The organism is Amycolatopsis coloradensis, from assembly GCF_037997115.1.
Taxonomy (GTDB): domain Bacteria; phylum Actinomycetota; class Actinomycetes; order Mycobacteriales; family Pseudonocardiaceae; genus Amycolatopsis; species Amycolatopsis coloradensis_A.
In genome coordinates, this window is record NZ_CP150484.1 from 5389960 (window position 1) to 5415730 (window position 25771).

General features: G+C 69.0%; 26 protein-coding genes. 8 read left to right on the forward strand and 18 right to left on the reverse strand.

The features are described from left to right. Positions 1-67: 67 nt before the first annotated feature. Positions 68-1171, forward strand: coding sequence for an epoxide hydrolase family protein (locus LCL61_RS25215; RefSeq protein ID WP_340682006.1), 1104 nt, complete (start codon positions 68-70; stop codon positions 1169-1171). Positions 1172-1379: 208 nt separating this feature from the next. Here the strand turns inward: LCL61_RS25215 and LCL61_RS25220 are convergent, their stop codons facing one another. Beyond that, positions 1380-2105: a TetR family transcriptional regulator gene (locus tag LCL61_RS25220; protein WP_340682007.1), complete on the reverse strand. Its 726-nt coding sequence runs from the start codon at positions 2103-2105 to the stop codon at positions 1380-1382. Between the two features lie 100 nt (positions 2106-2205). On the opposite strand from LCL61_RS25220, the gene LCL61_RS25225 reads away from it, so the two are divergent. Beyond that, positions 2206-2661, forward strand: coding sequence for a glycogen operon protein GlgX (locus LCL61_RS25225; protein ID WP_340682008.1), 456 nt, complete (start codon positions 2206-2208; stop codon positions 2659-2661). 9 nt (positions 2662-2670) lie between these two features. On the opposite strand, the gene LCL61_RS25230 is transcribed toward LCL61_RS25225, so the two are convergent. From LCL61_RS25230 to LCL61_RS25260, 7 genes are all read right to left on the reverse strand, one after another. Further along, complete coding sequence (locus LCL61_RS25230) at positions 2671-3393, reverse strand: VanZ family protein (RefSeq protein ID WP_340682009.1); 723 nt, start codon at positions 3391-3393, stop codon at positions 2671-2673. Positions 3394-3517: 124 nt separating this feature from the next. Next, positions 3518-4123, reverse strand: a complete 606-nt coding sequence (locus LCL61_RS25235) for a TetR/AcrR family transcriptional regulator (protein WP_340682010.1) — start codon at positions 4121-4123, stop codon at positions 3518-3520. Between the two features lie 28 nt (positions 4124-4151). Then, complete coding sequence (locus LCL61_RS25240) at positions 4152-5195, reverse strand: hypothetical protein (protein WP_340682011.1); 1044 nt, start codon at positions 5193-5195, stop codon at positions 4152-4154. Beyond that, positions 5192-6655: an FAD-dependent oxidoreductase gene (locus LCL61_RS25245; RefSeq protein WP_340682012.1), complete on the reverse strand. Its 1464-nt coding sequence runs from the start codon at positions 6653-6655 to the stop codon at positions 5192-5194. Before LCL61_RS25245 ends, LCL61_RS25240 begins: the two co-directional genes overlap by 4 nt. A gap of 164 nt (positions 6656-6819) precedes the next feature. Further along, entirely contained in the window at positions 6820-11196 is a 4377-nt protein-coding gene (locus LCL61_RS25250; protein WP_340682013.1) for an HAD-IC family P-type ATPase, read from the reverse strand. Positions 11197-11275: 79 nt separating this feature from the next. Beyond that, positions 11276-11938 (reverse strand): hypothetical protein, encoded by a 663-nt coding sequence (locus tag LCL61_RS25255; protein ID WP_340682014.1) that lies wholly within the window; start codon positions 11936-11938, stop codon positions 11276-11278. Between the two features lie 2 nt (positions 11939-11940). Continuing rightward, positions 11941-12663: a MerR family transcriptional regulator gene (locus LCL61_RS25260; protein ID WP_340682015.1), complete on the reverse strand. Its 723-nt coding sequence runs from the start codon at positions 12661-12663 to the stop codon at positions 11941-11943. A gap of 130 nt (positions 12664-12793) precedes the next feature. Between LCL61_RS25260 and LCL61_RS25265 the strand changes: the two genes are divergently transcribed. The 3 genes from LCL61_RS25265 (at position 12794) to LCL61_RS25275 (ending at position 15756) form a co-directional block, all read left to right on the forward strand. Further along, the gene (locus LCL61_RS25265; protein WP_340682016.1) at positions 12794-14266 is read left to right on the forward strand and encodes an alpha/beta hydrolase; all 1473 of its coding nucleotides are present in this window, start codon (positions 12794-12796) and stop codon (positions 14264-14266) included. Positions 14267-14558: 292 nt separating this feature from the next. Then, positions 14559-15050 carry a hypothetical protein gene (locus LCL61_RS25270; protein WP_340682017.1) on the forward strand — a complete coding sequence of 164 codons (492 nt, stop codon included), beginning with the start codon at positions 14559-14561 and terminating at the stop codon, positions 15048-15050. Beyond that, positions 14998-15756 carry an SGNH/GDSL hydrolase family protein gene (locus LCL61_RS25275; RefSeq protein ID WP_340682018.1) on the forward strand — a complete coding sequence of 253 codons (759 nt, stop codon included), beginning with the start codon at positions 14998-15000 and terminating at the stop codon, positions 15754-15756. The genes LCL61_RS25270 and LCL61_RS25275 overlap by 53 nt, the downstream gene beginning before the upstream one ends. On the opposite strand, the gene LCL61_RS25280 is transcribed toward LCL61_RS25275, so the two are convergent. The 5 genes from LCL61_RS25280 to LCL61_RS25300 all read right to left on the reverse strand — a co-directional run bounded on the left by LCL61_RS25280 (position 15747) and on the right by LCL61_RS25300 (position 18561). Next, entirely contained in the window at positions 15747-16319 is a 573-nt protein-coding gene (locus LCL61_RS25280; protein WP_340682019.1) for a TetR/AcrR family transcriptional regulator, read from the reverse strand. The two genes, LCL61_RS25275 and LCL61_RS25280, sit on opposite strands and share 10 nt — an antisense overlap. A 64-nt stretch (positions 16320-16383) precedes the next feature. Then, positions 16384-16800, reverse strand: a complete 417-nt coding sequence (locus tag LCL61_RS25285) for an SRPBCC domain-containing protein (protein ID WP_340682020.1) — start codon at positions 16798-16800, stop codon at positions 16384-16386. Positions 16801-16820: 20 nt separating this feature from the next. After that, the gene (locus LCL61_RS25290; RefSeq protein ID WP_340682021.1) at positions 16821-17138 is read right to left on the reverse strand and encodes a metalloregulator ArsR/SmtB family transcription factor; all 318 of its coding nucleotides are present in this window, start codon (positions 17136-17138) and stop codon (positions 16821-16823) included. Further along, positions 17138-17524: a VOC family protein gene (locus LCL61_RS25295; RefSeq protein ID WP_340682022.1), complete on the reverse strand. Its 387-nt coding sequence runs from the start codon at positions 17522-17524 to the stop codon at positions 17138-17140. The genes LCL61_RS25290 and LCL61_RS25295 overlap by 1 nt, the downstream gene beginning before the upstream one ends. Before the next feature lie 32 nt (positions 17525-17556). After that, positions 17557-18561: a hypothetical protein gene (locus LCL61_RS25300; protein WP_340682023.1), complete on the reverse strand. Its 1005-nt coding sequence runs from the start codon at positions 18559-18561 to the stop codon at positions 17557-17559. A gap of 120 nt (positions 18562-18681) precedes the next feature. Here LCL61_RS25300 and LCL61_RS25305 point away from each other — a divergent pair, with 120 nt between their 5' ends. From LCL61_RS25305 to LCL61_RS25315, 3 genes are read left to right on the forward strand one after another with little or no spacing between them, the layout of a single operon-like run. Further along, positions 18682-19266, forward strand: a complete 585-nt coding sequence (locus LCL61_RS25305) for an NAD(P)H-dependent oxidoreductase (protein WP_340682024.1) — start codon at positions 18682-18684, stop codon at positions 19264-19266. Then, the gene (locus LCL61_RS25310; RefSeq protein ID WP_340682025.1) at positions 19263-20711 is read left to right on the forward strand and encodes a DHA2 family efflux MFS transporter permease subunit; all 1449 of its coding nucleotides are present in this window, start codon (positions 19263-19265) and stop codon (positions 20709-20711) included. The genes LCL61_RS25305 and LCL61_RS25310 overlap by 4 nt, the downstream gene beginning before the upstream one ends. Further along, the gene (locus tag LCL61_RS25315; protein WP_340682026.1) at positions 20708-21082 is read left to right on the forward strand and encodes a MerR family transcriptional regulator; all 375 of its coding nucleotides are present in this window, start codon (positions 20708-20710) and stop codon (positions 21080-21082) included. Before LCL61_RS25310 ends, LCL61_RS25315 begins: the two co-directional genes overlap by 4 nt. Before the next feature lie 214 nt (positions 21083-21296). On the opposite strand, the gene LCL61_RS25320 is transcribed toward LCL61_RS25315, so the two are convergent. From LCL61_RS25320 to LCL61_RS25340, 5 genes are all read right to left on the reverse strand, one after another. Continuing rightward, the gene (locus tag LCL61_RS25320) at positions 21297-22604 is read right to left on the reverse strand and encodes an SPFH domain-containing protein (protein ID WP_340688677.1); all 1308 of its coding nucleotides are present in this window, start codon (positions 22602-22604) and stop codon (positions 21297-21299) included. 58 nt (positions 22605-22662) lie between these two features. Further along, positions 22663-23094 (reverse strand): NfeD family protein, encoded by a 432-nt coding sequence (locus LCL61_RS25325; RefSeq protein WP_340682027.1) that lies wholly within the window; start codon positions 23092-23094, stop codon positions 22663-22665. Positions 23095-23189: 95 nt separating this feature from the next. Further along, complete coding sequence (locus tag LCL61_RS25330) at positions 23190-24005, reverse strand: DUF3097 domain-containing protein (RefSeq protein WP_340682028.1); 816 nt, start codon at positions 24003-24005, stop codon at positions 23190-23192. A gap of 97 nt (positions 24006-24102) precedes the next feature. Beyond that, the gene (locus LCL61_RS25335) at positions 24103-25002 is read right to left on the reverse strand and encodes an aminoglycoside phosphotransferase family protein (RefSeq protein WP_340682029.1); all 900 of its coding nucleotides are present in this window, start codon (positions 25000-25002) and stop codon (positions 24103-24105) included. Continuing rightward, complete coding sequence (locus tag LCL61_RS25340; protein ID WP_340682030.1) at positions 24987-25769, reverse strand: SCO1664 family protein; 783 nt, start codon at positions 25767-25769, stop codon at positions 24987-24989. The genes LCL61_RS25335 and LCL61_RS25340 overlap by 16 nt, the downstream gene beginning before the upstream one ends. Between the last annotated feature and the right edge of the window lie 2 nt (positions 25770-25771).

Genomic DNA, 25771 nt, shown 5'->3' on the forward strand with positions numbered 1-25771 from the left:
GCACCCGAACGATTCCGGTATCGTTTGGGTGCCCAACGTTTAGTGCACCAACGGATCGGGAGAGTACATGACGATCAAGCCCTTCCACATCGACATCCCCCAGGCCGACCTCGACGACCTCGCCGACCGGCTGGCCCGCACCCGCTGGCCCAACGAGGTCGCCGACGCGGGCCTGGACTACGGATTCCCGCTCGCCCGCCTCAAGGAACTCGCCGAATACTGGCGAACCGGATACGACTGGCGCGCCCACGAAACCGAACTCAACAAGCTTCCGCACTTCACCACCGAGATCGACGGCCAGAACATCCACTTCGTGCACGTCCGGTCGGCGAACCCGGACGCGCTCGCGCTGGTCCTCACTCACGGCTGGCCCGGTTCGTTCCTGGAGTTCCTCGACCTGATCGAGTCGCTCTCACCCGACTTTCACCTGGTGATCCCTTCGATTCCGGGCTTCGGGTTCTCCGGTCCGACCCACGAACGAGGCTGGAGCACCGACCGGATCGCCCAGGCGTGGGCCGAGCTGATGCGCCGCCTCGGGTACGAGCGCTACGGCGCACAAGGCGGCGACTTCGGCTCGGGGATCTCGACGGCACTCGGCGCGGCGGCACCGGAGCACGTGGTCGGGGTACACGTGAACTACCTGCCGACCCGGCCGGATCCGGACGCCGGTCTCGAACTGTCCGAAGAGGACGAAGCTCGCTTGGAGAAGGTGAAGCGACTCATGGTGAATCGCCCGCCGTATCAGGCATTGCAGGCCGCCACCCCGCAGACCATCGGCTACGCGTTGACCGATTCACCGGTCGGCCAGCTCGCCTGGATCGCCGAGCGCTTCGCACAGTGGACAGACCCGCGCACGCCGGTCAGCGACGACCGGATGCTCACCGACATCTCGCTGTACTGGCTGACCGCGACCGCGGCGTCGTCCGCGCGCCTCCACCACGACGCCGGAAGGGGGAACACTCCTTGCCGCGCACCACTCGGCGTGGCGGTGCTCCCGCATGACATCACGCAGTCGGTGCGACCACTGGCCGAGCGGCTGTACGACATCAGGCACTGGTCGGAGTTCGACCGGGGCGGGCACTTCGCCGCGATGGAGGTTCCGGACCTGCTCGCCGAAGACATCCGGAAGTTCTTTCTCGGTCTCACCTCAATGCAGGTTTTTGCGAGGTGATTCTGAGTTTTTCACTACGCTGTGCCGTATAGGTCGTTATACATTTCGAAAGTTCAGCATGTCGCCGGGAGGTCGGCCGGCCTCCCGGCTGTCCGGACGGCGATCGCCGCGCCACGCTCCCCCGCTGTCCAGCGTCCTGTATGGCACGCCACTCCCCTCCCCCTGGGCGACACCTGGCAAACACCTCCGTGGCACTGAGTGCCAGTCCTCACTGTTCGGTCAAGGCGGCGTTGACCTTGGCGATGACGGTGTGCAGAGGCGTCGAGGTGGTCATCACCGCCACCATGGTCGTTTCGGCTGCGGCGTCCTGGACCTTGAACGCGTCGATCACCAGCGCGAAGGCCTCCGCCGCGCTGGCGGCGATGTCGTCCTGGCCGCCGCTGCGCAGCCAGCGCCGGAGCACATGGTTGTTGGCGGCCGCGATCGCCGCCGCGGCCACGGCCGCCCGCAGGCTCGCCGTCTCGTCACCCTGTTCGGTGAACCGCGCCCGCAGATAGCGGGCGAGCACGCGCTGATAGCGGTCGACGGTCGCGACTTCCTTGTCCCGCAACGAAGGCACCGTCCGCGTCAGCGTGAACCGCTTGAGCGACACGTCGAGTTCCGCGGCGTAGGAGTCGAGGACCAGACCGACGGCGGCACATGCCACCTCGACGGGATCACGGTCCGGATCCGCGGCGGCGAACGTCTCCTCCATCTCCGCCACGATCTCGTCGTGGTTGGCGAAGAGCACGTCGTCCTTGGCGTCGAAGTACCGGAAGAACGTCCGGCGGCCCACCCCCGCCGCGGCCGCGATCTCGTCCACCGTGGTGGCCTCGTAGCCCTTCGCCACGAACAGGTCCACGGCCGCCGCCGCGAGCGCACGACGCAGCCGGCGCCTCCCCGCGGGGGTCGCGCCGGCTCTGGACACCGGCACCCGGCGCGGCGAATCGGTCATAGCGGGACGGTAGCAGCCACTTGCTAGTGGCACTGAGTGCCGTTAGGCTGTGCGAAGTTCCCGGGGCCGTGTCCCCTCCCCCGCTCGGAAGGCGCCGACGATGTCGCTGGACCACCAAGTGCTCCCGGTCGAGTCACGTTCGATCCGCCCCCGGGGCGATGCCTTCTACGGCAGGCTCTTCGGCTGGTCGCTCAAATGGCTAGGTCCACAGCCGTTCCTGGTCCTCGAAGGCGGGATCTGCGCGGTGACCCTGCCCAAGATCAACGGCGCCCAGGTCCTCGCCCGGCTCGCCGAGACCGGCTGCGAAGGCCCCGCCATGACGGTACTGACGCAGCAGGGACCGCGTGTGGCCATTCTCGCGGAGACCGACGGGCTGATCCCCTCTCGGGATTCCCTGCCGCAGCACGTCGAAGTACTCGCCTGGGGCACGCTGCTCCCCCTTCCCGCCGACTCCGGCCGGGCAGAGGCCCACGCGGAATGGCTCTCGGCACCGGATCCCCGGCAGAGGTGGCTTCCCAGCCTGGACGCCGTCCTCGCGGGCGTCCGGCCGAGGTAGCCACGCGGCTCATGCCGCCACCGACGCCTGCGCGGAAACGAGCAGCGCTCCACCGTCCGATTCGGACAGGGTGATCTCGAGAGTCGCCCCTTCCGCCATCGGCGGCAGATCGCTCAGGGTCACGCGGCCGATCAGCCGTTGACCGCGGCGGGCGTTCACCACACCGGAACGCCGGACTTCGATTCCCGAGCGGTGCCACACGCGAACGCTGCCCGTCGCCCGGCCTCGCCACCGGCTTCCGCACCAGGCCGCGAGCGCGGCCCCGGCCGTGTTGCACAAGACGTCGTCCAGCGAACCCACCCGTCCGGCGCCCTGCCAGACCTGAAGGCATTCGATCGATACGGACACCGCGAACGCCGCCAGGACGATCCGCGGAACCGGCTTCGTCCAGTCGAAGCGCACTGACGCCAGCACCGCGAGCGGCACCAGCAGCAAAACGTTGCCCGCCAACTGGAACAAGGCGAGGTCCGGGCGATCCTCGAAGACGGGCAGGACATCACCCAGCAGGTGGAGACTCACCGAGGAACCGCGACCCGCCATCGGCGCCGGCACGAACACGACCGGAAGCACCGCGAAAAGCGAGGCCAGCAAAGCGAAATCCAGCGCAATCGCGGACCGGCGACGCCGGTTCCCCCGAAGCCGCGCGACGAATTCGGCGACGACGGCACCGGCCGCGGCGGCGAGCAGCGACCACGGTGCGACGTCGGAGAACGCCCGCCACCACCATCCCATGCACTCCCCTTCCGCCGATGATCGTCTTCGGCGAGGGTGGCAGCATCGTGAAGACCAGACAAGGACCCTGGTTATTGTCGGTGAATAACTACCATCCGCGTTGATACTTCACGGGGTTCGATTGTCACGGCCGTGCGGTCAGCGCCGGACCGATCCACCGGCGGACCAAGGCCCTCAACTGTTCGTCGGTGTGCGCCGGTGTCGAGGGGTACTGCAGGAACGACAGGAACAGCCGCATCAGCATTTCAGCGAGGCCCTCGAAGTGCTCGTCGGCCGTGACGCCCGCCGCGGCCCAGTCGACCGGCACGTTCCGCAGGATCCGCGCGCCGAGCGCGAACGACTGCGAAGAAGTGACCGCCACGGTGAAGACATCGGCCTCGCCCGCTTTCAGGAGCAGTCCCAGGTACGGCTCGTCGGGGACCGCACGGACGCCGAACACGACGGATTCCACCGCGACCTCGGCGGGGTCGGCGAACGTGGCCAGATGCCGCTCCATCCGGCCGGCGAACTCCTCGACCCGGTCCAGCGCGACGGCGCTGAGAATGTCGGCGAGGCTAGGGAAGTAGCGGTAGACGGTCTGCCGGGTGACGCCCGCTTCCGCGGCGACGTCGGAGAGGCTGGTCTTGGCGAGGCCGACCCGGTCGATGCAGGCGGTCGCCGCCTCGACGATCCGGCGGCGTGCCTCGCGCTCGGTTCCGGGCGGATTGCCCCGCCATCCGTGGTGCCCCATACGCCTCATCTTCCCCGAACGGAGAATCTCAGACGGTGGCAGGTACCGAGCGGTGCACGCGGTACAGCGCGGTGAGCATCAGGCCGGCGGCCACGAAGCAGGCCAGTACGTACAGGCCGCTCCCCAGTGTGACACCGTTTTCGATGACGGCGCCCAGCCAGAACACGACCATCGCACCCAGATAGACGGCGGGATAGAACCGGGCGAAAGGCGCCAGAGCCTCTTCGGTACCCCAGTGCCGGACGAAGATCCAGGTTCCCGCCACCCACAGCAGCGCCAGCTCGGCGGCGAGAATCCAAGCTTGCGTGGTCACGTTGCCGCCGAGCAGGCTCGACGGGAGCCCGGCGATCGCCATGCTCAGCGGCGTGAGGACCCCGGCCACCACGATGCGCGCCACCAGCGACCACCCGCGCCTCGAACCACCGGCGAGCCGCACCACCAGATAGGTCATGGCGCCCATGGATACGGACGCGAAGAGCAGCATGCTGGTCATGGGCACGGAATCCAGTGCCGGGTGATTGACGATCCGGTTGTTCCCGTTCCAGGCCCACCACTTCAGCTGGGGCCCGAGGTGGTCGAAGACCTCGTAGAAGACCTGGCAGGCGAAGGCGACCGCCACCGACCCGGCCAGCGCGCCGCGCGCACGGAAGATCCCCAGCGACCGGACGAGTTCGTAGGCGAGCTGGCTGATCATCGGATAGAACGCCACGATGTAGAGGGGCAGCCGGTCCCACATGAACTGCACGGTGAACCGGTTGTGGGCGAAGATGAATCCGTACTGCCGCTCGAGGCCGAACCATTCCGGGAAGTACAGGGGCGGTTCGATGACGAACAGGTAGACCAGCGAAGCGCACCACAGCGCCAGATTGACCGAGTCGCCCTGGCGGTGACGGCGGACGGCGTGCACCAGCGCGAACACGGCTCCGCCGAGGACGAGCAGTTCCAGCAGCGGCATCGTCCAGTGCCCCGCCGCCCACGGTGGGCGGATCGAGAGCCAGGCGGCCACGTCGTGACAGTCGATGCCGAGGCCTCGGGTGACGGCTTTCGCGTCCGCCCCGCATACGGCGCTCATCGGGCGACCGCCGGTTCGGTGGAATAGTCCGTGACCGGCGGCTCGGCGCGGGCGTCGAAGTCGAACGGGATCCGGTGCCGCCCCAGCGCCGCCCGGATCCGGTAGCGCACGAGGCCCGCGATCACCCTCGGGTTCGTCATCATGTCGCGCAGCGACTCGTCGAGGTTGAACACCTTCGCGAAATGCTCGTCGACCACGTCGTCTTCGCGAGCTGCGCCGACGATGAGCCTGAACGCCGGGCCGGACACCGCCGAGAGCAGACGTCGCTTCCACTCTCCCGCCTTTTCGGTGCCCACCGCGCAGGCGTACCCCTGGTCCCTCGCCATCGCCAGGCTCCACGGCACGGTGAGCAGCTTGCGCTGGGCCGCGAGGAAACGTGCGGAGAACCCGGTGTCGAGACGCTCGGCGCCGGCGAGGTGCTCGCGCAGCAGCAGCGCCGAACCGGCGGCGGAACTGATGCCCTGTGCGTAGAACGGGTTGAACGCGCAGATCGAGTCGCCGACGAACGCCAGCCGTTCCGGCGGGGTGCGGAGCCGGTCGTAGCGCCGCCATTTGTTGCCGGTCGACCGGGTGAGGTGCACCTCGGAGGTCGGCGTGGACCGGTCCATCGCGGCCGCGAACAGCGGTGCCCGCACTCGGCGGGCGGACTCGACGAACGCCTCGGTGGTGCGTGGCATCTCGATGCCCCACGAGCCCATGCACGCGATGACCCGGTTGCCCTCGATCGGGAAGAAGTTCACCAGGAACTCGTGCTCTTCCGGATGCGGACCCTTGTCGGGGGTCGGCATGATCACCAGATGCCGCCACCACCACGACGGCGGGCGCTCCTCGGGTGACGGCAGGTCGTACCAGCGTGAGGTGTAGGTGACCTTGGCGTCGAGGGTCCGCACTTCGGGTTCCGGCCAGCCGGCCGCCACCAGCCACGCGCCGACCGGGGAACCGCGGCCCATCGCGTCCACCACGAAGTCTGCGTCGAGGTGCTCCTCGCCGTCGCCCGTGGAGAAGCCGACCCCCGTGACGGCGCCGTCCCGGGTCTTCAGCCCACTGACCGCGACGCCCTCACGGATCACGACGTTGGACAGCCCGCGGACCTTGTCCCGGAGCACGCGTTCGATGAGGATGCGCGAGCTGTAGATCATCGTCATCGCGCTGCGTTTCCGCGCCGACCAGCCCTTCCCATCGAGGTATGCGGCGTCCATGGACGGCATGAGATGCAGTCCGCCGGCGGCGATGAGGTCATCCTCCAATCCGGGGAACAACGCTCCGATCGCGCGGCGACCCGAGTTCAGGAGGAAATGCGGATGTTTGCTCTGCGGCACCCCGCGCCGGTGTTCGGCCTCGGCCGGAAGCTCGTCGCGTTCGAGCACCAGCACGCGGTCGAAGTACGGGGCGAGCGCGCCCGCGGTGCAGAGTCCGGCGGCGCTGCCACCGAGGACGACGGCGGTCTTGCCGAGTCGCATACGACCAACTCCCAGCGTCATTCATACAGTTTGACAACGCTTGTATGAATGTATGAACGACGCCACAGGCTGTCAAGGTGCTCGCGTTTCCGGCCTCCGCTGACGGGTGTGTCCGGAGCCGGATCCCGCGTGTCTGCGGACGGATCAGCGAGTTCGGCCTTCAGTCACGCGAGTTCGGGCGAGCGGACACGATCCGGAGCCTCGACCTCGCGGCGTCCGAGCAGCAGGCCGCCGACGGTCGCCGTACCAGCGCTGCCGAGTGCGATCCCCCAGCCGACCGGCCCGAGTGGCGTGCATCCGAAGAACTGGCTGACCCCGGGAGTCTGGACCAGGATCGCCAGCAATGCGGCGGAGCCCAGACCCGCGGCGAGGACGGTGCCGTCCCGGCCGCCGACGGCCAGCGTCTGCCCGAGCTGGGTACCGATCAGGGAGACGAGCGCGATCGTGCTCGCCCGCCGTCGCCTCCCGGTCAGCCGCGCGAGGGTCCACGCGGTGGATGCCCCGAGTGTCGTGGTCACCGCCCGCGTGGTGATGTCGCGCCGGAGAGCGTTCCCGAGCGACGCGCTGGGCCCTTCGCGCAGCAACTCCGGCACGGACTCGCCGTCCGGCCTGCTCAACGCGATCGCCAGCGCGGGCGCCAGGTCGGTGAGGAGGTTCATCAGCAGCAACTGGCGGGCGGTGAGCGGCGAACGCCCGGTGACGGCCGAGCCGAGCACGGTGAAGGCGATCTCCCCCAGGTTCCCGCCGAGCAGGATGCCGAGCGCCTCGCGGACCGACGCCCACATCGCCCGGCCTTCCACCAGCGCGGCGACGATCGTCTCCAGCCGGTCGTCGGTCACCACGAGGTCCGCGGCCGCCCTCGCCGCGGCCGTACCCCGCTGACCGAGCGCGATCCCGACGTCGGCGAGCCGGATGGCCGGGGCGTCGTTCGCGCCGTCACCGGTCATCGCGACGACCCGGCCACCGCGTTGGTACGCCTGGATGATCCGGACCTTCTGCGCCGGGCTGCACCGCGCGATCACGTCGACGTCGGCGAGTTCGCGATCGAGCTCTTCGTCGGCGAGTTCCTCGATCCTCGCGCCGGTGAGCACCTTGGTGTCGCCGTTGCGGCCGGTGATCTCCTCTGAGACGGCCTCGCCGGTGGCCGGATGATCGCCGGTGATCATCACCGTGCGCACTCCGGCCTCGCGAAGCCGATCCGCCGCCGGTGCGGCACTGTCACGCACCGGATCCGCCAAGGCGATGAAGCCGAGCAACCGGAGATCGGCGACGTCGTCCTCGGAAAGGTCCTTTGTGGACACCGTGCGCTCGGCGACGGCGAGGACGCGGTGCCCGGCAGCGGCCAGGCGGCCGACCCGCTTCTCCAGCCTGCTCCGCACACCCGCACTCATCGGCCGATCGCCGTGCCTGGTGCACAGCGGAAGGACGGTCTCCGGTGCGCCCTTGACGCACACCACGTGCCGTTCGCCGAGTTTCCCGTTGGTCGCGTGGAATCCCCGCGACGACTCGAACGGGACGGCGCCCGTCTTCTCCCAGCCGCCGGCGTCCACGCCCGCGGTGATGCCGCCTTCGAGCACGGCTTGATCCGTGTGATGCGGCAGCTCCTCGGGGTTCTCCGCCCGGGGCGTCGCGCGGACGGCGGCGGCCAGCACCGACCGGTGGCTCTTCCGCAGCCGGCTCACCGAGGCGGTGGCCCTGCCGTCGTCGATCCGGTTGACGCTCAGCTTGCCTTCGGTGAGGGTGCCTGTCTTGTCGAAACAGAGGACGTCTACCCGCCCAAGCGCTTCGATGGTCCGCGGATTACGGACGAGCGCGCCGTGTTCGGCGAGCCGTCGAGCGGCCGCCAGCTGGGCCGCGTTCACCAGGAACGGCAGGCCTTCCGGCACCGAAGCGACCGCGAGGTTCACCGCCGCCCCGACACTTTGCCGCAGCGGCACGCCACGGATGAGCCCGGCGCCCGCGACGGCGGCCGCCGAGCCGACCGCGACCGGCAAGGCTTGTTTGGTGAGCGACGCGAGCCGTGCTTCGACGCCGGTCTCTGGGGCGGCACCTCGTGCGGCGGCCATCCCCCGTCCGACCTCGGTCTCGTCTCCGGTCGCCACGACGACGGCGGACACCTTGCCCGCGGCGACCGTGGTGCCCTCGTACAGCATCGACGCCCGCTCGGCGAGTTCCGCGGCCACGACCGGCGCCGGGGTCTTCGGTACCGGCAACGACTCCCCTGTCAGCGAGGACTCGTCGAGTTCCGCGCCGGTCGCCTCGAGCACCCGGCAGTCCGCGGGTACGACGTCGCCGGACCGCAGCGACACGACGTCACCCAGCACCAGCGCGTCGGCGACGATCTGCCGCTCGGCACCGTCACGCACGACGGTGGTCACCGTCGCGGACCGTTCGAAGAGCCCGGCGAGCGCGCGGTCGGTGTGCACCTGCTGCGCGCTGCCGATCAGCGCCGACACCCCGACGATCCCGGCGACCAGCGCGGCGTCGACCGGAGAGCCCACCGCGGCCGAAACCGCCGCGCCACCGGCCAGTACAGGGGTCAGCGGGTTGGCGAGCTCGGCCATGAACGCCTTCGCGATGCTCGTGCCGGCGCCGCGTTCTGCGCCCGGGCGGTCGGCGGGCGCCCGCCGCCGGGCCTCGCGCTCGTCCAGACCACGCGGGCCCGAACCGAGCCGGTCGAGCACGAGGTCCGCCGGCATCAGGTGCCACGGCGGCGCCACACGGCCCGAGAAAGGAGCCTTCCGCTCGCCGGTGAGAGTGCGGGCGCGCCAGATCCCGTCACCGAAAGCCATGAGCGCCCCGGCGTTCACCGCGCGAAGCCCGCTCGCGGCGGGCCTGCGCCGGGCGCTGAGCGCGGTCACACCACCGATTCCGCTGGCCGCGGTCGCGAACATCGTCGAGTCACGGACGACCGCTTTGGCGGCGGTGATCGCCTCGGCGAGCAGGACGGCCGTGCCGATGTCGCGGCCGATCAGCACATGCGCGCCCCACGGCGGCGGGGTCCCGTCCTCGTGCACGCCGACTCCGCAGTCGGACGCCCCCAGCGCCCGGCGATCATCGGAGACCAGCATGACCACACGTCCCTCCGCCTGGAGTTCGCGGACGGCGTCGAGCACCACCTCACCGTCGGTCTGGACCACCCGCACCCCGGCGGCCTCGGCCGCGGAAGCCAACGCGTCCACGTCGGGTGAGCGCTCCTGCGCGACGGCGAGCAGTCCCGCCGGATTCCCGTCACGGACCAGCCCCAGCACCATGTGGGCGCCCTGGTCCAGCATCCGCTGCCGGTCGGGGAATCCTTCGCCACCGTCCAGGTCTTCGACCGGCCCGAGCGTCCACTCGCCGTCCCGCCGGACCACCTCGGGTTTCTCCGGGTCGAATAACGCGAAAGCGGCAGCCGTCAGGTCCACGGGGTCACCACCGGGCAACGGGACCAGATCGCTGAGGACGTTCGCCCCCGCACCGAGCGCCGTGGTGTCGATGACGATCGTGTCGAGCAGGTCGAGCCCGCGCAGCACGGACCGGTCCATCACCAGCGCGCCGCGCCTGGCGAGGACTTGGCCCAGCTGGGCGGAAAAGGCGGCCGCGCCGTTGGACGGGGCCTTGGGCAACGCGGAGATCCCGACCGCGGCGGCGCGCCTCGGCCCGACGAACGGCAGGGTCGCCGCGGCGGCCGCGGCTCCGGCGGTGATGGACCGGCGGGCGTGACGATCGACGGCACTTTCGGGAAGCGGCCGCGGTCGTTCGCTCACCACCGAGTCCGCGCCGGCGTGCTCGCGCTGTCCGACCAGCCTGGACTCGGCCTCGCACCAGGCCCGCTGGTGCGCCTTGGCTTCCCGCCATTGGGTGCCGCGGACCATGATGTCCAGGACCGTCCCCTCGCTGCGGGCCGCGAGTCCGTGGACCAGCGCCGCACCGATGGAGGTGGCCGAATCCGCCCTTTCCCGTCCGCGCAGCTTCCGGTCCGCCAAGGCACGCAACCGCGGGTGCAGGTCGACGAGTGACGCCAGCGCCGCGACCTCCGTCGGCAACGGAGCCCACGGCATGATCTTCGAAGCCACCGACAGCATCAATCCCGCGGCGTCCGCCGCGAGTGTGGAGGGCAGCCGGGTCGCCATGGTGCCGTCCGCCGGATGGTGCAGTTCGTCCTCCTCGACCCGCTCGGCTTCGGAAGCGGGCTCCGCCTCGGCTCGTTCGACCGCGCGGACCAGCTCCAGACGCCGGGGCCCCGGATCCTCGACCGCGACGACGACTCGCGACGTCGGCGCGTTCACCTGTGCCCATCGCACACCGGGGATCTCCGTCAAGGCTCGTTCCACCCGCCGGGCGACAGGGGCGCCGTCGGGTCCTTTCACGCCGTGGGTCTCGATGTAGAGCCTGCCGGGACACGACCAGACCGCCCGCCGCGGTCCGCGTCCCGGGATTCCCTCCAGCGGCAGAAGTGCCAGCCCGGCCAGCCCCCGGGCGACCCGCCCCAGCGTCCGCGACGGTTTGGGGAAGGCGACACCCAGCACGTCCACGGTCTCCAGGTCCGTCCGCCGCATGCGGAATCCTCCTCGCGCTCGGTGCCTTGTGGATCTCACCGAGTACCCGCGTGCCGGAAGGTCGAATCCCCTTTCCGCCTCAAGAGGTGACGGAGTCGATCAACCGGTTGTACCGGAGCCTCAGCGCGCGTTCGAGGGCGGAGAAGAATCCCGCCACCCCGAGAGTGATCTTCGCCCACTGTGGCAGCGGTACCGGCGAAGTGAACGTGCCGATGTGTTCGGCGACGACCGGGATCTTGGTGACGGCCTCCGCGCCTTGGAGCAGGCCGACGACGAGCGCGACCAGGAGGATGACCAGCGAGACCACGCCGATCGCGGCACTGGTACGGGGAAACCGCCGTCCGAACCTCGCCCGCAGTCCTTCCTGCGAACGAGGGTGAGGGCGCAGTGCTCGCTCGCCGCCGTGGTCGGGGACGAAGTGCATGCGCTTCAGCCCGACCGCGCTGGTCGCGACCTCGATGACACCTCCCGGCACGGGGAACGCCGTGGGAAGGTTGGACCGGAAGAGCTGGACACCGTCCCGGTACAGCGCGGCGGGACTCTTGCCGACCGCGTCTTCGTGCTGCTTCCGGGTTTTGGCGTCGGCGAGGTACCGGACGTCGACCGCGTAGACGTGTGCTTCGAGATCCAGGAAGAACAGCGAACGGGAGAAGAGCTGCCACCGGCGGTACTCGGCCAGGGCGGATCCGTCCCCGGACCTGACCCTGGAGAGCTGCCAGCGTCGTTTGAGCTTTTTGACCATCGTCAGGACGTCGCTTCCGGTGGGTTGAGGTCGAGGAGGGCGTTCACGCGCTGCAGAACGTCGAGCTGGGCCGGGTTGTACAGATCCACCACGCCGTGGAGGACGACCGGTTTGGTGAGGGCCTTCCACGTCTTCGCGTCCAGCAACCCGGGCTGGGCTTCGTACTGGTCGCGGGCGACCGGCGCGAGGGCCTCGGCGATGCGCTGCCTCGTCGCGTCGTCGGCGTCCGCGGGCAGTTCGTCGAACTCCGTCTGGACAGCGGGCCGGGACGCCGGTTGGAGCGCGTGCAGCGAAGCCATCGTGGCCGCGTCCAGCACGGTCGAAAAGATCATCATCAACGACCGTTCCTCCTCCGTCATGCCCTCGACGTTCCCGTCGAAGCCCGGTGGCAGGTCCACCAGGCTGCGGCGGCGCAGGATCAAGGCCAATTCGTCGCGCATCCGCTGCTGCCGTTCGATACTCGCCCGGAGTTCCTCGTCCAGCGCGCGCAGTGTCTGCTCCGTGCGTTCGTCCGAGTCCGCCATCGCAGGGATTTCGGACAGCGGTACCCCTAGGTCCACCAGCCGCCGGATCCGCAGCAACCGGACCAGATGCTCGACCCGGTACCGCTTGTATCCGTTGTGCGCTCGTTCCGGCTCGTCGAGCAACCCGATCCGGTGGTAGTAGCGGACGGTCTTCAGCGTCGTGCCGGCCAGTTCCGCCAGCTCCCGTGTGCTCCAGGACATCCCCCGCATTGGACACCGTGCCCCAGGGGCATGGTCAAGCGGCTTGACCATGCCCCGAGGGCACGGTCTCGAATACGCCCGTCGGTGATCATTCCAAGATCGGGGGAAGATGATGAGACGGAAGCGAGTTGTGGGCCTGGCGGTGATCCTCGGCCTCACGGCGCCGCTGTTCACGGCGCCGTCCGGGGCGGCCGGACCCGCGCCGGGCCTGGCGTGGGCCGCATGTCCCGAGGACGTGAAGGTGCCCGCGGGCATCGTGCTGCAGTGCGCCACGGTGCCGGTGCCACTGGACTACCGGTTGCCGGAGGGTGAGCGGATCGACGTCATGATCTCCCGGCTGGCCAGCACGAAACCGGCGGCGCGGCGAGGCGTGCTCATGCTGAACCCGGGCGGCCCGGGTGGGCCGGGGTTGTCGTTCCCCGCTGATCTGGCCTCGCACGGCATGCCCGCGAGTGTCCTGGACGGCTACGACGTGATCGGCATGGACACCAGAGGCATCGGGCACTCGACGCCGGTGAGCTGCGGATTCACGTCGGAGCAGGAGTACCTGGGCAACATCCCGCCGTACGCGGTGGACGAAGCGGCCGTCGCCGAACAGGCGAAGATCGCGAAAGGCGTGGCCGCGCAGTGTGCCGCGAACGACAAGGACGGCAGGCTGCGGCACATCTCCACGGCGAACATGGCGAGGGACCTCGACCGGATCCGGGCCGCGCTCGGCGAGGAGAAGGCCAGTTTTCTGGGGTATTCGTACGGTTCCGCGCTCGGTGCGGCGTACGCGTCGATGTTCCCTGAGAAGTCCGACCGGGTAGTGCTCGACAGCAACGTCGGCGACACCCACCTCAACCGCGAGGGGCTGCGCAGGTTCGGGCTCGGCGCCGAGGAGGCCTTCCCGGACTTCGCGAAGTGGGTGGCGGCACGGCATGAGTCGTACGGCCTCGGCCGTACCGCCGCCGAAGTGCGCAGGACGTACTTCGCGCTCGCGGAGAAGCTCGACAAGACCGCGGTGAACGGCCTCGACGGGCGTTTGTTCCGGCTGGCCACCTTCGCGGGCCTTTACGGGAAGACGCGGTACGCGCAGACCGCGCAGTGGTGGCAGTCGGTCCGTGACGGTGACCAGGCGGCGGCGGAACGCGTCGCCGCCGAAGCGAAGCGCCTGTCCCTGGCGGCCACGCCGTCGCCGACGGACAACGCGTGGTCGGTGTTCCTCGCGGTGACGTGCAATGACGTCGCGTGGCCATCGGAAATGCGCACCTATCAGCGGGGTGTGGCCGAAGACCGCGAGCGGTACCCCCTCTTCGGCGCCGCCGGAGCGAACATCCTGCCGTGCGCGTTCTGGCCTTACGCGCCGACCGAACCCCCGGTGGCGGTCAAGGGCAAGGGGCCGGAGAACGTGCTGGTCGTCCAGAATCGGCGGGACCCCGTGACACCGCTGCGGGGCGGGCAGCTGATCGACGAGAAGTTCGGTGACCGGTCGCGGCTGGTGACCGTGGACGCCGGTGGCCACGGCGTGTACGTCCTCGGCGGCAACGCCTGCGCGCTGAACACCACGACGGACTTCCTGATCTCCGGGAAGCTGCCGAAGCGCGACGTGTACTGCAGGTGATCGACAGCAAGAGGGCCCAGGCGCGGCCCTGGGCCCTCTTGCTCCGGGCACGACGGGTCCCGGCGATCGCCGAACCGCGGTAAATATTCGTAACACCGGAGCGGGTCCGGAAAAAGGACTTTCCGGCGAAGCCTTTCAACGAAAAGCACCAAGCCAATAGGATGATCGGGCGTGAACGGATATACCGAGCGCCGGTGACCCGTGAGAACCGGATGGATTGTCCTTCTCCCAAGGGCCTCCACGGCACAACAGGATCCGGCCTTCCACGGGTACTGTGCGACGCCAGCCCGACATGGTCATCACCGAGCTGTCGATCTGGGGTGAGCCCGCCGGGACCGCGATTCCGCGATCCAGCGCGAGTTCCCGCTCCTTCTGCCAGAGCATCGCCTCCAGCGCGATCTCCGGTCGCACCGCCGAATACGCCTCGGCCGGGCCGGGCAGCCCCGGTGAGCAACCCCTTTTCGGTCAGCACGCGAAGAACCGGGAGCAGCCGCTGCTCGGGCAACCCGGTTCGCTGCCGGAGTTCGGCGACGGTCATCGAACCGGTGCCGCCGAAAGCGTCGTAGACCTCGACGTCGATTTCGCTCAGACCGATGATGTCCAGCAATTCAGCTCCCGCCACGGTCGCTTCCGCCTGACGATACCGCTGGGCTTGAGCGGGCAAAAGGGACCACGTTCCGCCGAGGAGGGGGCTGCCAGACGCAGCGCACCGGTCTGGGTAGCATCCTGGTATGAGCAAGCGCTTAGTCAGTCTCGGAGACTCCTTCACCGAGGGTGTCGGTGACGAAGACCCGTCGTCGCCCAATGGCGTCCGGGGCTGGGCCGACCGCGTCGCGAGTACCCTCGCGGCCAACCACCAGGACTTCCGTTACGCGAACCTCGCGATCCGCGGCAAGCTCCTCGGGCAGGTTCTCGCCGAGCAACTCGACCCGGCACTCGCGCTGAACCCGGATCTCGTGACGCTGTACGCCGGCGGCAACGACCTGATGCGGCCGAAGGTCGACATCGACGCCCTCATCGACGACTACGACGCCGCGGTCGGCAAGGTGGTCGCCACGGGTGCGCGGGTCATCCTCTTCACCGGTGTAGACGGCGTCGAGGACGCGTTGTTCCGCAGGATCCGGGGCCGGGTCGCGATCTACAACGAGCACGTCCGCGGCGTCGCGGTGCGGCACGGGGCACTGCTGGTGGACATGTGGGCGATGCGGCAGCTGCGGGACAGGCGACTGTGGGCTCCCGACCGCTTGCACCTGAACTCGTTGGGGCACAACGAGATCGCCATCGCCGTCCTCGAAGCTCTCGGTGAACCGCACAAGCTGACTCCCGCCGAACTCGGACCGCGGCCGCTGCTGAGCCCGCAGGCGCGGCGCACCGAGAACCTCCAGTGGGGCAAGGAGCACGCTGTCCCGTGGATCAAACGCAGGCTGCGTGGGGAGTCTTCGGGCGACTCGCTCGCACCGAAGCGGCCGACGATGGAGCCCTACGCCTGACGCGGCCGAAGCCCGTCGAAGAGGACGCAGATCGTCCGGGCCCGGAATTCGGGCCCGGCATGCTCCGCCGCCTTCGCCGTTCCGATGATCACCGCGATCAGTTCGTCAACGCCGATGTCCTTGCGGACGTCGCCGGTGTCCTGTGCCCTGCCGAGCAGGACGCCGAGTGCGTCTTTCAGCCGCGCGCCGATGACTGACCCGGCCGACGGGACGGTGACCCCGGCCGCTGACAGCGCTTCGAAATAGGCGTTCTTGGCACCCGCCATCTCGATCCAGCCGGTCAGGAAGCCGAAGAACGTGGCGCCAGGGTCGGGCGACTCGACGGCCACCGTGGCCTCCGCTTCGTCGACGAAGCGGTGCAGACGCGCGAAGAGCACAGCCTCCAGCAGCGCTTCCTTCGTCGGAAAGTGCCGGAATACAGTGCCGACCCCGACGCCTGCTTCGCGGGCGACTTCTTCGGTCGGCGCACTGGTGCCTTTGGCCGTGAAGACGCGCTCCGCGGCCTCCAACACCCGCGTGCGGTTACGGCGGGCATCGGCTCGGAGCGGTTTCTCGTCCGTCACAGCGGGGATCCTAGACCCGTTGTCGAGGGGCACAGCAGAGGTACCGACCAAGAAACGACCGCTTTTAGCCGTCCGGCATCTCATCCAATACGCGCGCCAGCGCCTTCGGGACTCCGGTGCGCCAGCCACCGCCCATGATCCGGCGCGACATCCGCTGGAACTCGTCGTCCGGGTCGAAGCCCTCGTGGCTGAGGAACAGCCGCGTCCCACGCCCCTCGGGTTCGAGCCTCCAGGTGACCGTCCACTCCGGACCCCAGCTGATGCTGAGCAACCGCTCCGGCTCCACGGCCAGCACCTCGCAGGCGACCGGGCCGCCCGCGAACCCGGCGGCGGGAACCGGGTCGGCGAGCAGTTCGAACCGATGTCCCACAACGGGTTTGATGTCGTTCGGCATCCGCAGCCAGCGTTCGAGCAGCTGCGGTTCGGTCAGCGCGCGCCACACCTTGCGCGGAGGATGCGCCAGGAACTGGTCGACGTGCACGGCCGTCGGATCCTCGTCGTTCAGAAGTCCTCCTCGTCCAGCAGGTCGCGCAGGTTGCCCAGTTTGCCGCGCCAGTACCGCTCGTACGGCGAAAGCCAGTCGGAGACCTCTTGCAGCGGCGCGGCCTCAAGAGAGTAGACGCGGTTGCGGCCCTGCCTCTCTTCACGGACGAGCCCGGCTTCACGCAGCACGCGAAGGTGTTCCGACAGGCTCGGCCGCCGCATGTCGAACCGTTCGGCGATCTCCCCCGCCGCTCGTGGACCGTCGAGAAGGATGCCGAGAACTTCGCGGCGGGCCGGGTTGGCGAGCGCGGCGAAAACGTCGTCGTTGACCGGCACTAGCGCGGCCAGTTCCCGTAACTCGAGGGTTCGAGTAGGCCCATCGCGTTGCCGTCGGGGTCCTTCAGGGAGGTCACGCGACCCCACGGCACCTCCTCCGCGTCGCCGACCTCGACGCCTTGAGTACGGAGTTCGGCGATGTCGGCATCGACGTCGGCGGTGCTCAGCTGGAAGTGCACGCGTGTGTCAGGGTCCAGGTCGCCGACGGCGCGGTCCACGAGGACGATCCCGGTGGCCGCCCCCTTGGGGCCGACCATGACGAACGGACCGTGCGGGCCACTGACGTCGACGAGCAGGTCGAATCCCAGCTTGCCGACGTAGAAGTCCCGCGCTTTCACCTGATCGGAGACCGGCACGGTGAGGAACTGGATGCGGTCGATGTTCATACCGCGACCATACGTAGGAGATTTCCTACATGTCAACTCGTGCTGCCATCGACGACAAGGAACATCTGGGCAGCAAGAGCGCCAGGAGTCGCCTGGGAACCGCCGAACACCGCCGGTCGCCGGATGATTCCGGCCGCCTCCAAGGCTTCCATGAGGTTCCAGATCAGCTCATGGGCGGCCACGACCACACCGGGCTTCAACATGTCCCGCAGCAGCACCGAGACGACCTTTGCCGCGATCCGCAGGCCGATCGCGTGGACGGGATCGGACTCCCGCCGCCTGATGAGCGGAATCGTCGGCCACGCACCGTCGACGGTGAGCGTCCACGTATGCCCTTCACCTGCCATGAAAGTCGCGCGCGGAAGATCGCCACGACCGACCGCGCGCAAAGCCGGGCGCAGCGCCGGAGACTCGACCAGCCGGTTCAAGGACTCGACCGTCGGATCCGTCCAGACCATCGTCAATCCGACCCCGGCTTCCTTGATTTCATTCGTACCCATAGCCCCCTCCCGCGGCGGGTAGACCGCCCAAAAGGCACCATTCCAATAAGGGCGTTCGACACTCAGCTCACCGGCAGGAAGCAAGCCGTCCGACCGGAGACAGTCCCAGACGAGACCATCGATCACGTATCCGAAGAGCACTCCGTAGACACAGTGAGCCAGTCCCCGACCGGCCAAGACGTCAGAGAACGCGGACACGTCGGCCGCGATTTCTGGCGCGATCACGTCAGCGAGGCCGGCCATCCGGGCACGCAATGCGGCCGTCTCCTGCGAACCGAGCACGGGAAACGTGGTCACCAGCCGATCACCTTCGACCGCGATGAGGTGATACGCCCTCAGAAGCGCGATCTGACTGTCCAGCGGGTCGATTCCCTGGTGCCGCAGTTCCGTGCGACTGACGCCCAGACGCGCGCGAAAGAGAAGACGGCCGTTGTCATCCATCTTCACAACGTGATGCGGAGTGCTCCGCGCGCCGAGGCAAAAGCAGTGCAGACCCCATTTCGCCAGGTCATCCGGGTCATCGTCGAGGTGATCCATGACCGAAAGACATACCACACCGGCAGCGCTATAACCTCGACCTAACTAGAGGTCCAGGGTTCGTGACCAGGGACGCAAGAGCTTGAGTTCACCTATGGACGAACTTTTAGCGTCTTCGTCATGAGCAAAGAAACCACCGCCCAGTCCCCCGTTCGCCTCGCCGTGATCATCGGCAGTGTCCGCCACGAACGCTTCGCCGACGCCATCACGGGCTGGCTGCTGGCCGAACTCGCCGCGATCGACGGCCTGGAAGTCGACCCGATCGACCTCGCCGACGTCGATCTCCCGCTGCAGGGAACGCGGCCCGGCGGCACCCGGACGGTGATCAGCGACAGGCTGCGCGCGGCCGACGCCTACCTCGTCGTCACCCCGGAGTACAACCACAGTTTCCCGGCGGCGCTGAAGAACGCGATCGACTGGCACTTCACGGAATGGGCGTACAAGCCCGTCGGGTTCGTCGGTTACGGCGCGGGTTCGGGCGGCATCCGCGCGATCGAGCAGCTGCGGCTGATCTTCCCCGAGCTGCGGGCGACCACGATCCGCGACGCGGTCCTGCTGAACGCGCCGTGGACCCGGCTCGGTCCGAACGGCTACGAGGGCACCGAAGGCGAACGCGGCGCGCTGGTAGCGACGATGACCGAACTGACCTGGTGGGCCCGCACCCTGCGCGCCGGACGCGTCGCGGATCAGGTGAGTGCGGCATGAACCGCCTGACCGCACAAGAACTGCGTATCGCGGCGGTGATCGCGCTCGGCGGCTTGATGGCCGTTCTCGACACCACGATCGTCGCCGTCGCGCTGCCGCGGTTCATGACGACCTTCTCCGCGTCCCTCACCACGATCCAGTGGATCGTGACCGCGTACGCGCTCGGCATGGTCGCGGCGATGCCGCTCGCCGCGACCTTCGCGCTGCGGTGGGGAGCGCGCCGGGTGTATCTGATCGCGCTGCTCGTGTTCGCGGTGGCGTCCGCGGCGGCCGGAGCCGCCGGTGATCTGGGTTGGCTGATCACCGCACGAGCGGTGCAGGGCCTCGCCGGCGGCCTGATCAATCCCCTGGGCATGACCATCGGCTTCGGCACGGTGGCCCCGGAGCGCCGGAGCCGGATGACCGCGATCACCGGTCTTCCGTTGCTGATCGGGCCGATCCTCGGCCCGATGCTCGGCGGGATCCTGCTGGACAGCCTGTCGTGGCGGGCGCTGTTCTTCATCACCGTCCCCCCGGCTCTGCTCGCCGTCGTGGGGGTGCTGCGCTGGGTGCCCGCCGATACTCCTTCGGCGGAACGCGCTCCGATCGATTTCGCCGGCGGCCTGTTGCTCGTCCCCGGCGTGGTCGCCGTGGCGTACGGCTTCAGCGAAGAGACGCTCGGCGTGGACGTCCGGTCGAGCATCGTCGCCGCCGGGCTGGTGCTCATGGCCGTGTTCATCCGGAGGTCGTGGGGTCATCACGCGCCGCTTCTGAACGTCCGGCTCCTGCGCGACCGGACCTTCGGCCGCAACACCGCCGTCCTCGTCCTGTACGCCGCGCCCTACTTCGGCTCGATGCTGCTGATGCCCGCCTACATTCAGGTGATGCGCGGCGACTCGGCCCTGACCAGCGCGCTGATGATGGTCCCTGGAGCGATCGGGATGGGCATCACCATCCAGTTCGCCGCCCGCGTCCTGGAACGCTTCGGTCCGAGGATCGTCGTCGGGACGGGACTGAGCCTGGCGATCGTCTCGACCGCTCTGACGGTGCTCGTTCTCACGCCGGATACCCCGTACCTGGTGCTGGGGATCTTGGGAGTGCTCCAGGGAGCGGGTACCGGAGCGATCATGATGCCCACCATTGTGAGCGCCGGCCGCGAACTGCGGGGGCCGGATCTCGCATCCGGTTCCGCGATCCTCCCCTTGGCCAGCACCATCGCGAGCGCGGTCGGCACCGCGGTGGTGAGCGCGGTGTTCACCGGGCTGATCGCGTCCGCCACCGCTGGACAGGGTCTCGCCGCGCTGAGCGATCCGTCGGCGGGCTCGATGCTCACCGGGGAGATCGTCGACGCGTATCGTGTGACTCTCGTCGGAGTCCTCGCGATCATGGTGCTCGCCCTGGTGGTCAGGCTGCGGACACGCCCAGCCCCGACGACGAAACCCACCACGGTACGGAGCGCAGCATGACGACGTCGACACTGTCCCCGCTCGATGCCCGGCTGACCGTCAGCGAGGTCGCGAGCAAAGCCGGGGTCTCGGCGAACGCGGTCCGGTACTACGAGCGCTACCGCGTCATCACCGCGGAGCGGACAGCGGGCAACGCACGCCGGTTCACGATCGACGCCATCTGCCGGATCCGGCTCGCGGTCGCCGCCCAGCGGGTGGGGCTCAGCCTCGCCGAAAGCGCGGAGATCCTGGCCGAGATCCCGCCGATGTCACCCGATCTCGAACAGTGGTCGCGGGCGGGGCAACGGCTCATCGACGCCGGGCAGGCTCGTATCGCCGAGCTCACCTCAGTGGTCGACGAGTACCGGACACTCGAGTTCCTCAGGAGTTGAACGGTCCTTCCGCCGCGCTCGACCAGCGGAACACAGGACGGTTCTCGAGACCGCCGTTTCGACTCCCGCGAACGAGTCCGTGAAGGCCTCCTTGCCTACCCTGAAGGTAACGAAGGAGGCCTTCACTACCTATGCGGTCACCTGACTCGCCACCAGTCACAGCGGCAGCACGAAAGAGGGCCGCCCCGAACGGGACGGCCCTCTTTCACGTGACTCAGCGCTGCGGCGGCGGACCACCCTGCGGACCGCCGAACGGTCCCTGCTGCGGGAACGGGCCACCCTGCGGACCGGCGGGCGGCTGCGCCTGCGGCATCCGGGTGGGCGGCGGGGTCTGCGGCCGCTCCGGAGCGGCCTCCGGCTCGGGAGCAGGCGCGACCTTGGGGACCTGACGCGGAGCGGGCGGCTCCTGTCGCGGCGTCGCGACACCCAGCGCCGGAACCTCCTTGCGTGCCACGGCTTCCGCGGCCGCGACAGCTTCGGCGACCTTCGGGTCGCTGGAGGTGTCGAACCAGCCCTGGACCTCTTCGTCCTCCAGGTCCGGCTTCTCGACCGGGTCTTCCTTCGGCGGCTCGTAGCGGAACACGCCATCGTCGCCGGGTGCGCCGAGCGCGCGGGCGAAGCCCTCCAGGGCCTTGCCGTAGTCGCTCGGGATCATCCAGACCTTGTTCGCGTCGCCCTGCGCCAGCTGCGGCAGGGTCTGCAGGTACTGGTACGCCAGGACTTCGGGCGTGGGACGTCCGGCCTTGATAGCCGCGAAGACCTTCTCGATGGCCTTCGCCTGACCCTGCGCCTGCAGGTATCGGGCAGCACGTTCACCCTGCGCACGCAGGATCCGCGACTGCCGCTCGGCCTCCGCGCTCAGGATCGCGGCCTGCTTGGCACCTTCGGCCGCGAGGATCTGGCTCTGCTTCTGGCCTTCCGCGGTCTTGATCGCCGATTCACGCTGACCTTCGGCGGTCAGGATCATCGCGCGCTTCTCACGGTCGGCGCGCATCTGCTTCTCCATCGAGTCCTGGATGGAGGGCGGCGGGTCGATCGCCTTCAGCTCGACCCGGGCGACGCGGATGCCCCAGCGGCCGGTCGCCTCGTCGAGCACGCCGCGCAGCTGGCTGTTGATCGAGTCGCGCGAGGTCAGCGTCTGTTCGAGGCTCATGCCACCGACGACGTTACGCAGGGTCGTCGTGGTCAGCTGCTCGACACCGACGATGTAGTTCGAGATCTCGTAGACCGCGGCCCGCGAGTCGGTGACCTGGAAGTACACGACCGTGTCGATGGACACCGTCAGGTTGTCCTCGGTGATCACGGGCTGCGGAGGGAACGAGACGACCTGCTCGCGGAGGTCGATCCGCGCCCGGACCTTGTCCAGGAAGGGCACCAGAAACGTCAGGCCGGGAGAAGCCACCGTCCGGAACCGGCCCAGCCGTTCGATCACAGCGGACTGTGCCTGCGGCACCACCATGATCGCCTTGACCACGACGACGACCACGAACAACGCGAGCAGTCCGACGACGATGAACACCACTGTCTCTGACAACTACCTTCCCCTTACGTAGAAACCTGTTGCGGTGCGGCCGTCCGGCTTACAACTCGGCCGAGACGACCGCAGTGGCGCCCGAGATCTCGACGACCGTCACCGATGTCCCCGGGGCGATCGGTTCCCCGTCGGTCATGCTCCGTGCCGACCAGACGTCGCCTGCCAGCTTCACCTGACCCGTATCGCCGTCCACTGTGGACACTACTACCGCCCGCGCGCCGATCAGCGCGTCGGTGTTGGTCTTGATGTCCGGCCCCGCGAGGAACCGGCGTTTGAGGGTCGGCCGGACGAGGACGAGCATCCCGACCGAGGCGACGGCGAACACCGCGACGTCGATGAACGGGTTCCCGGTCAAGGCGGCCGAGCCCGCTCCGAACAGGGCTCCGACGCCGACCATGAGCAGGAACAGATCACCCGAGAGCAGCTCGGCGATGATCAAGAGGATGCCGGCGATCAGCCAGATGAGCGCGCCTGTCATGCGTTCATGCTCCCAGATCGCGCCGATTCATACCGAGGAAGCGAATCCGACGTGACCGACGCGTGACCTTGAGTGACCTCGCACAAACCGGGCATTCAGAACTCTTCGCCCGGGTCCGAGACGAAGTCGATGAGCCGTTCCACCGCTCCGATCAGCGGCGTTTCCAGATCCCGATAGCTGCCGACCGCCGCCAGGATCCGCTGCCAGCCCTCCCAGGGCTCGCCCCAGCCGAGCGCGTCGCAGACGCCCTGTTTCCACTCCGTGCCGTGCGGGATCTTCGGCCAGGCACGGATACCGACGACCGACGGCTTCACGGCCTCCCAGATGTCGATGTACGGATGCCCGGTGATCAGCACGTTCTCGTCGCGGATCGCGTCGACGATCCGCGACTCCTTGCTGCCCGCGACCAGGTGGTCGACCAGCACGCCGAGGCGTCGGCCGCGTCCGGTGCCGAACTCGTCGATGCGGTCGGACAGCACGTCCACCCCATCGAGTGGTTCCACCACCACGCCTTCGACTCGCAGATCGTGGCCCCAGACCCGTTCGACGAGTTCGGCGTCGTGCTTGCCTTCCACCCAGATGCGTGAATCGCGGGCGACCCGCGCCTTGAGCCCTTGGACCTGGACCGACCCGGACGCGGAGATCCGCCGCGCGGGGGCCTTCGGCGCGGCCTTCGACGGCACCAGCGTGACCGGCTTGCCCTCGAGCAGGAAACCCGCGGGATTCAGCGGGAACACGCGGTGCTTGCCGTGCCGGTCTTCGAGGACGACGTTGCCGTACTCGATCTTCACCACGGCACCGCAGTAGCCGCTGGCCGGGTCTTCGACCACGAGCCCCGGCTCCGCGGGCACCTCGGGGATCTTCCGCTTGCGCGGGCCGGACAGCACGTCGTCGTACGAATGGGAGCGCACGGCGGACGACGCTATCGGTGCCAGGGGCCGTCGTCTCCCCGCCACGCCGGTCAGGCGGCCATCCGCCGCCCTGCCGACGTCGATCGCGGACTCAGGTTCACCAACAGAATGACAGCATCGCGTCGACGAACGGGGTCCGCTCGCCCCGCTCGAGCGGGCGCATCACGAACAGCGGCGCGAGCGCGGCACACCACGCGCGCACTCGTCCGGCGTCGAAACCCGGCAGATGCGGCGCGATCGCGTCGAAACCGTCTTCGAGCGTTCCGCCGTCACGCATCGGCAACGTGACCCAGTCGGCCAGATCGAAGGACGGGTCGCCGACGCTCGGCCGCGGGTCGATCGCGACCGCTCCTCGTCCGGGCCCGCCGTCGAGGACATTGCCCGGATGCAGGTCCCCGTGCACGATCGCGTTCCTGCCCCCGCCGGTCGCGAGTTCGAGCGCCCGCAGCCGCGCGCGATCGAGCGTCTCCAGCGAGAGCGTGGCCTCGGCCACCGAGCCGCGCAGCCCCCGCTCGGCGAGCCGGTACATGAAGACGACACGGTCTTCCAGCGGCGGGAAATCCGACGGCGGGGTGACCGAGTGGATCTGGATCAGCAGGTCGCCGACCTCGGCCCACGGGATGTTCGCCCCCGCCTCCAGCAGCTGCGTGCCTGGGTCGATGCCCTCCAGCAGGATCGCCCCGGCGGCGAGTTCCGTGTCGAGCACCTGCACGACCCGCGAACAGCCGTCCCACGCCCGCAACGCGGCGGCTTCCGATTCGGCGATCGTGCGGTCCGGGGTCAGCTTGAGGACCTTCGTCAGGCCGTCGTCCCCGTGGCAGATCAAGGTCCGGCCGGTGTTGCCCGGTTTGGCGTCGACGACGGTGAGCCCCCACCGCGCGGCCAACCGCTCCACGAGGGCGGGCAGCTCGTCACACCACGTCGCGACGTCCTCGCCGAATCGCGTGATCAGACGCGCGCGGGCCTGCTCGTCCAGAACCTTCAGAACAGCGGCCACGGGATGGCGCGCCAGTCGTCGCCGGGCTCAGGGAAGACCCCCTCCGCCAGAAGCAGTTCGGTCCGTTCGGCCAGCGCGCGGATCTCGAAGCCGGTGAGGTGCTCGCCGAGCGCGTCCCCGAGTTCCCCGTCCAACCGCTCGCGAAGGCCGTGGAGCTTGCCGACCTCGTCATCGGTCAGCCGCTCGCCGATCCAGCCCCAGAGCACCGTCCGCAGCTTCGGGTCGGTGTGCAGGCAGATCCCGTGATCCACGCCGTAGATCCGGCCGTCGGCACCGGCGAGCACGTGGCCGCCCTTGCGGTCGGTGTTGTTGACCACGATGTCGAGCACGGCCAGCTCCCGCATGCCCTGCCGGTCCGCGTGCGCGAGTACCGCGGGTTCGCCGTCGCGATCGTGCGCGTGGAGCACGACACGCCAGTCTTCCGGCAGGCTCTCCGGCGACCGGACGTCGACGAGCTCCTCGTCGGTGGTCTCGATCCACAGCTGCACCATGCCGGGCCCGAACGGCCCGTCGCGCAGCACCGTGGGCGGGATCGCGCCCAGTCCGGAGGCTTCGGCGACCATGGCCGTCGCGACCTCGCGGCCCGCGAGCGTCCCGTCCGGGAAGTCCCACAGCGGCCGCTCACCGGAAACCGGCTTGTACACGACGTTCCCGGTGACGCCGTCGAGCTCGATCGTGCAGAAGAGCGTGACGTTGGAGGCGTCGACGAGCCTGCCTTCGACGTCGATCTTGCCGCGCGTCACCAGCTCCCGAGAAGACTCCTCCACCT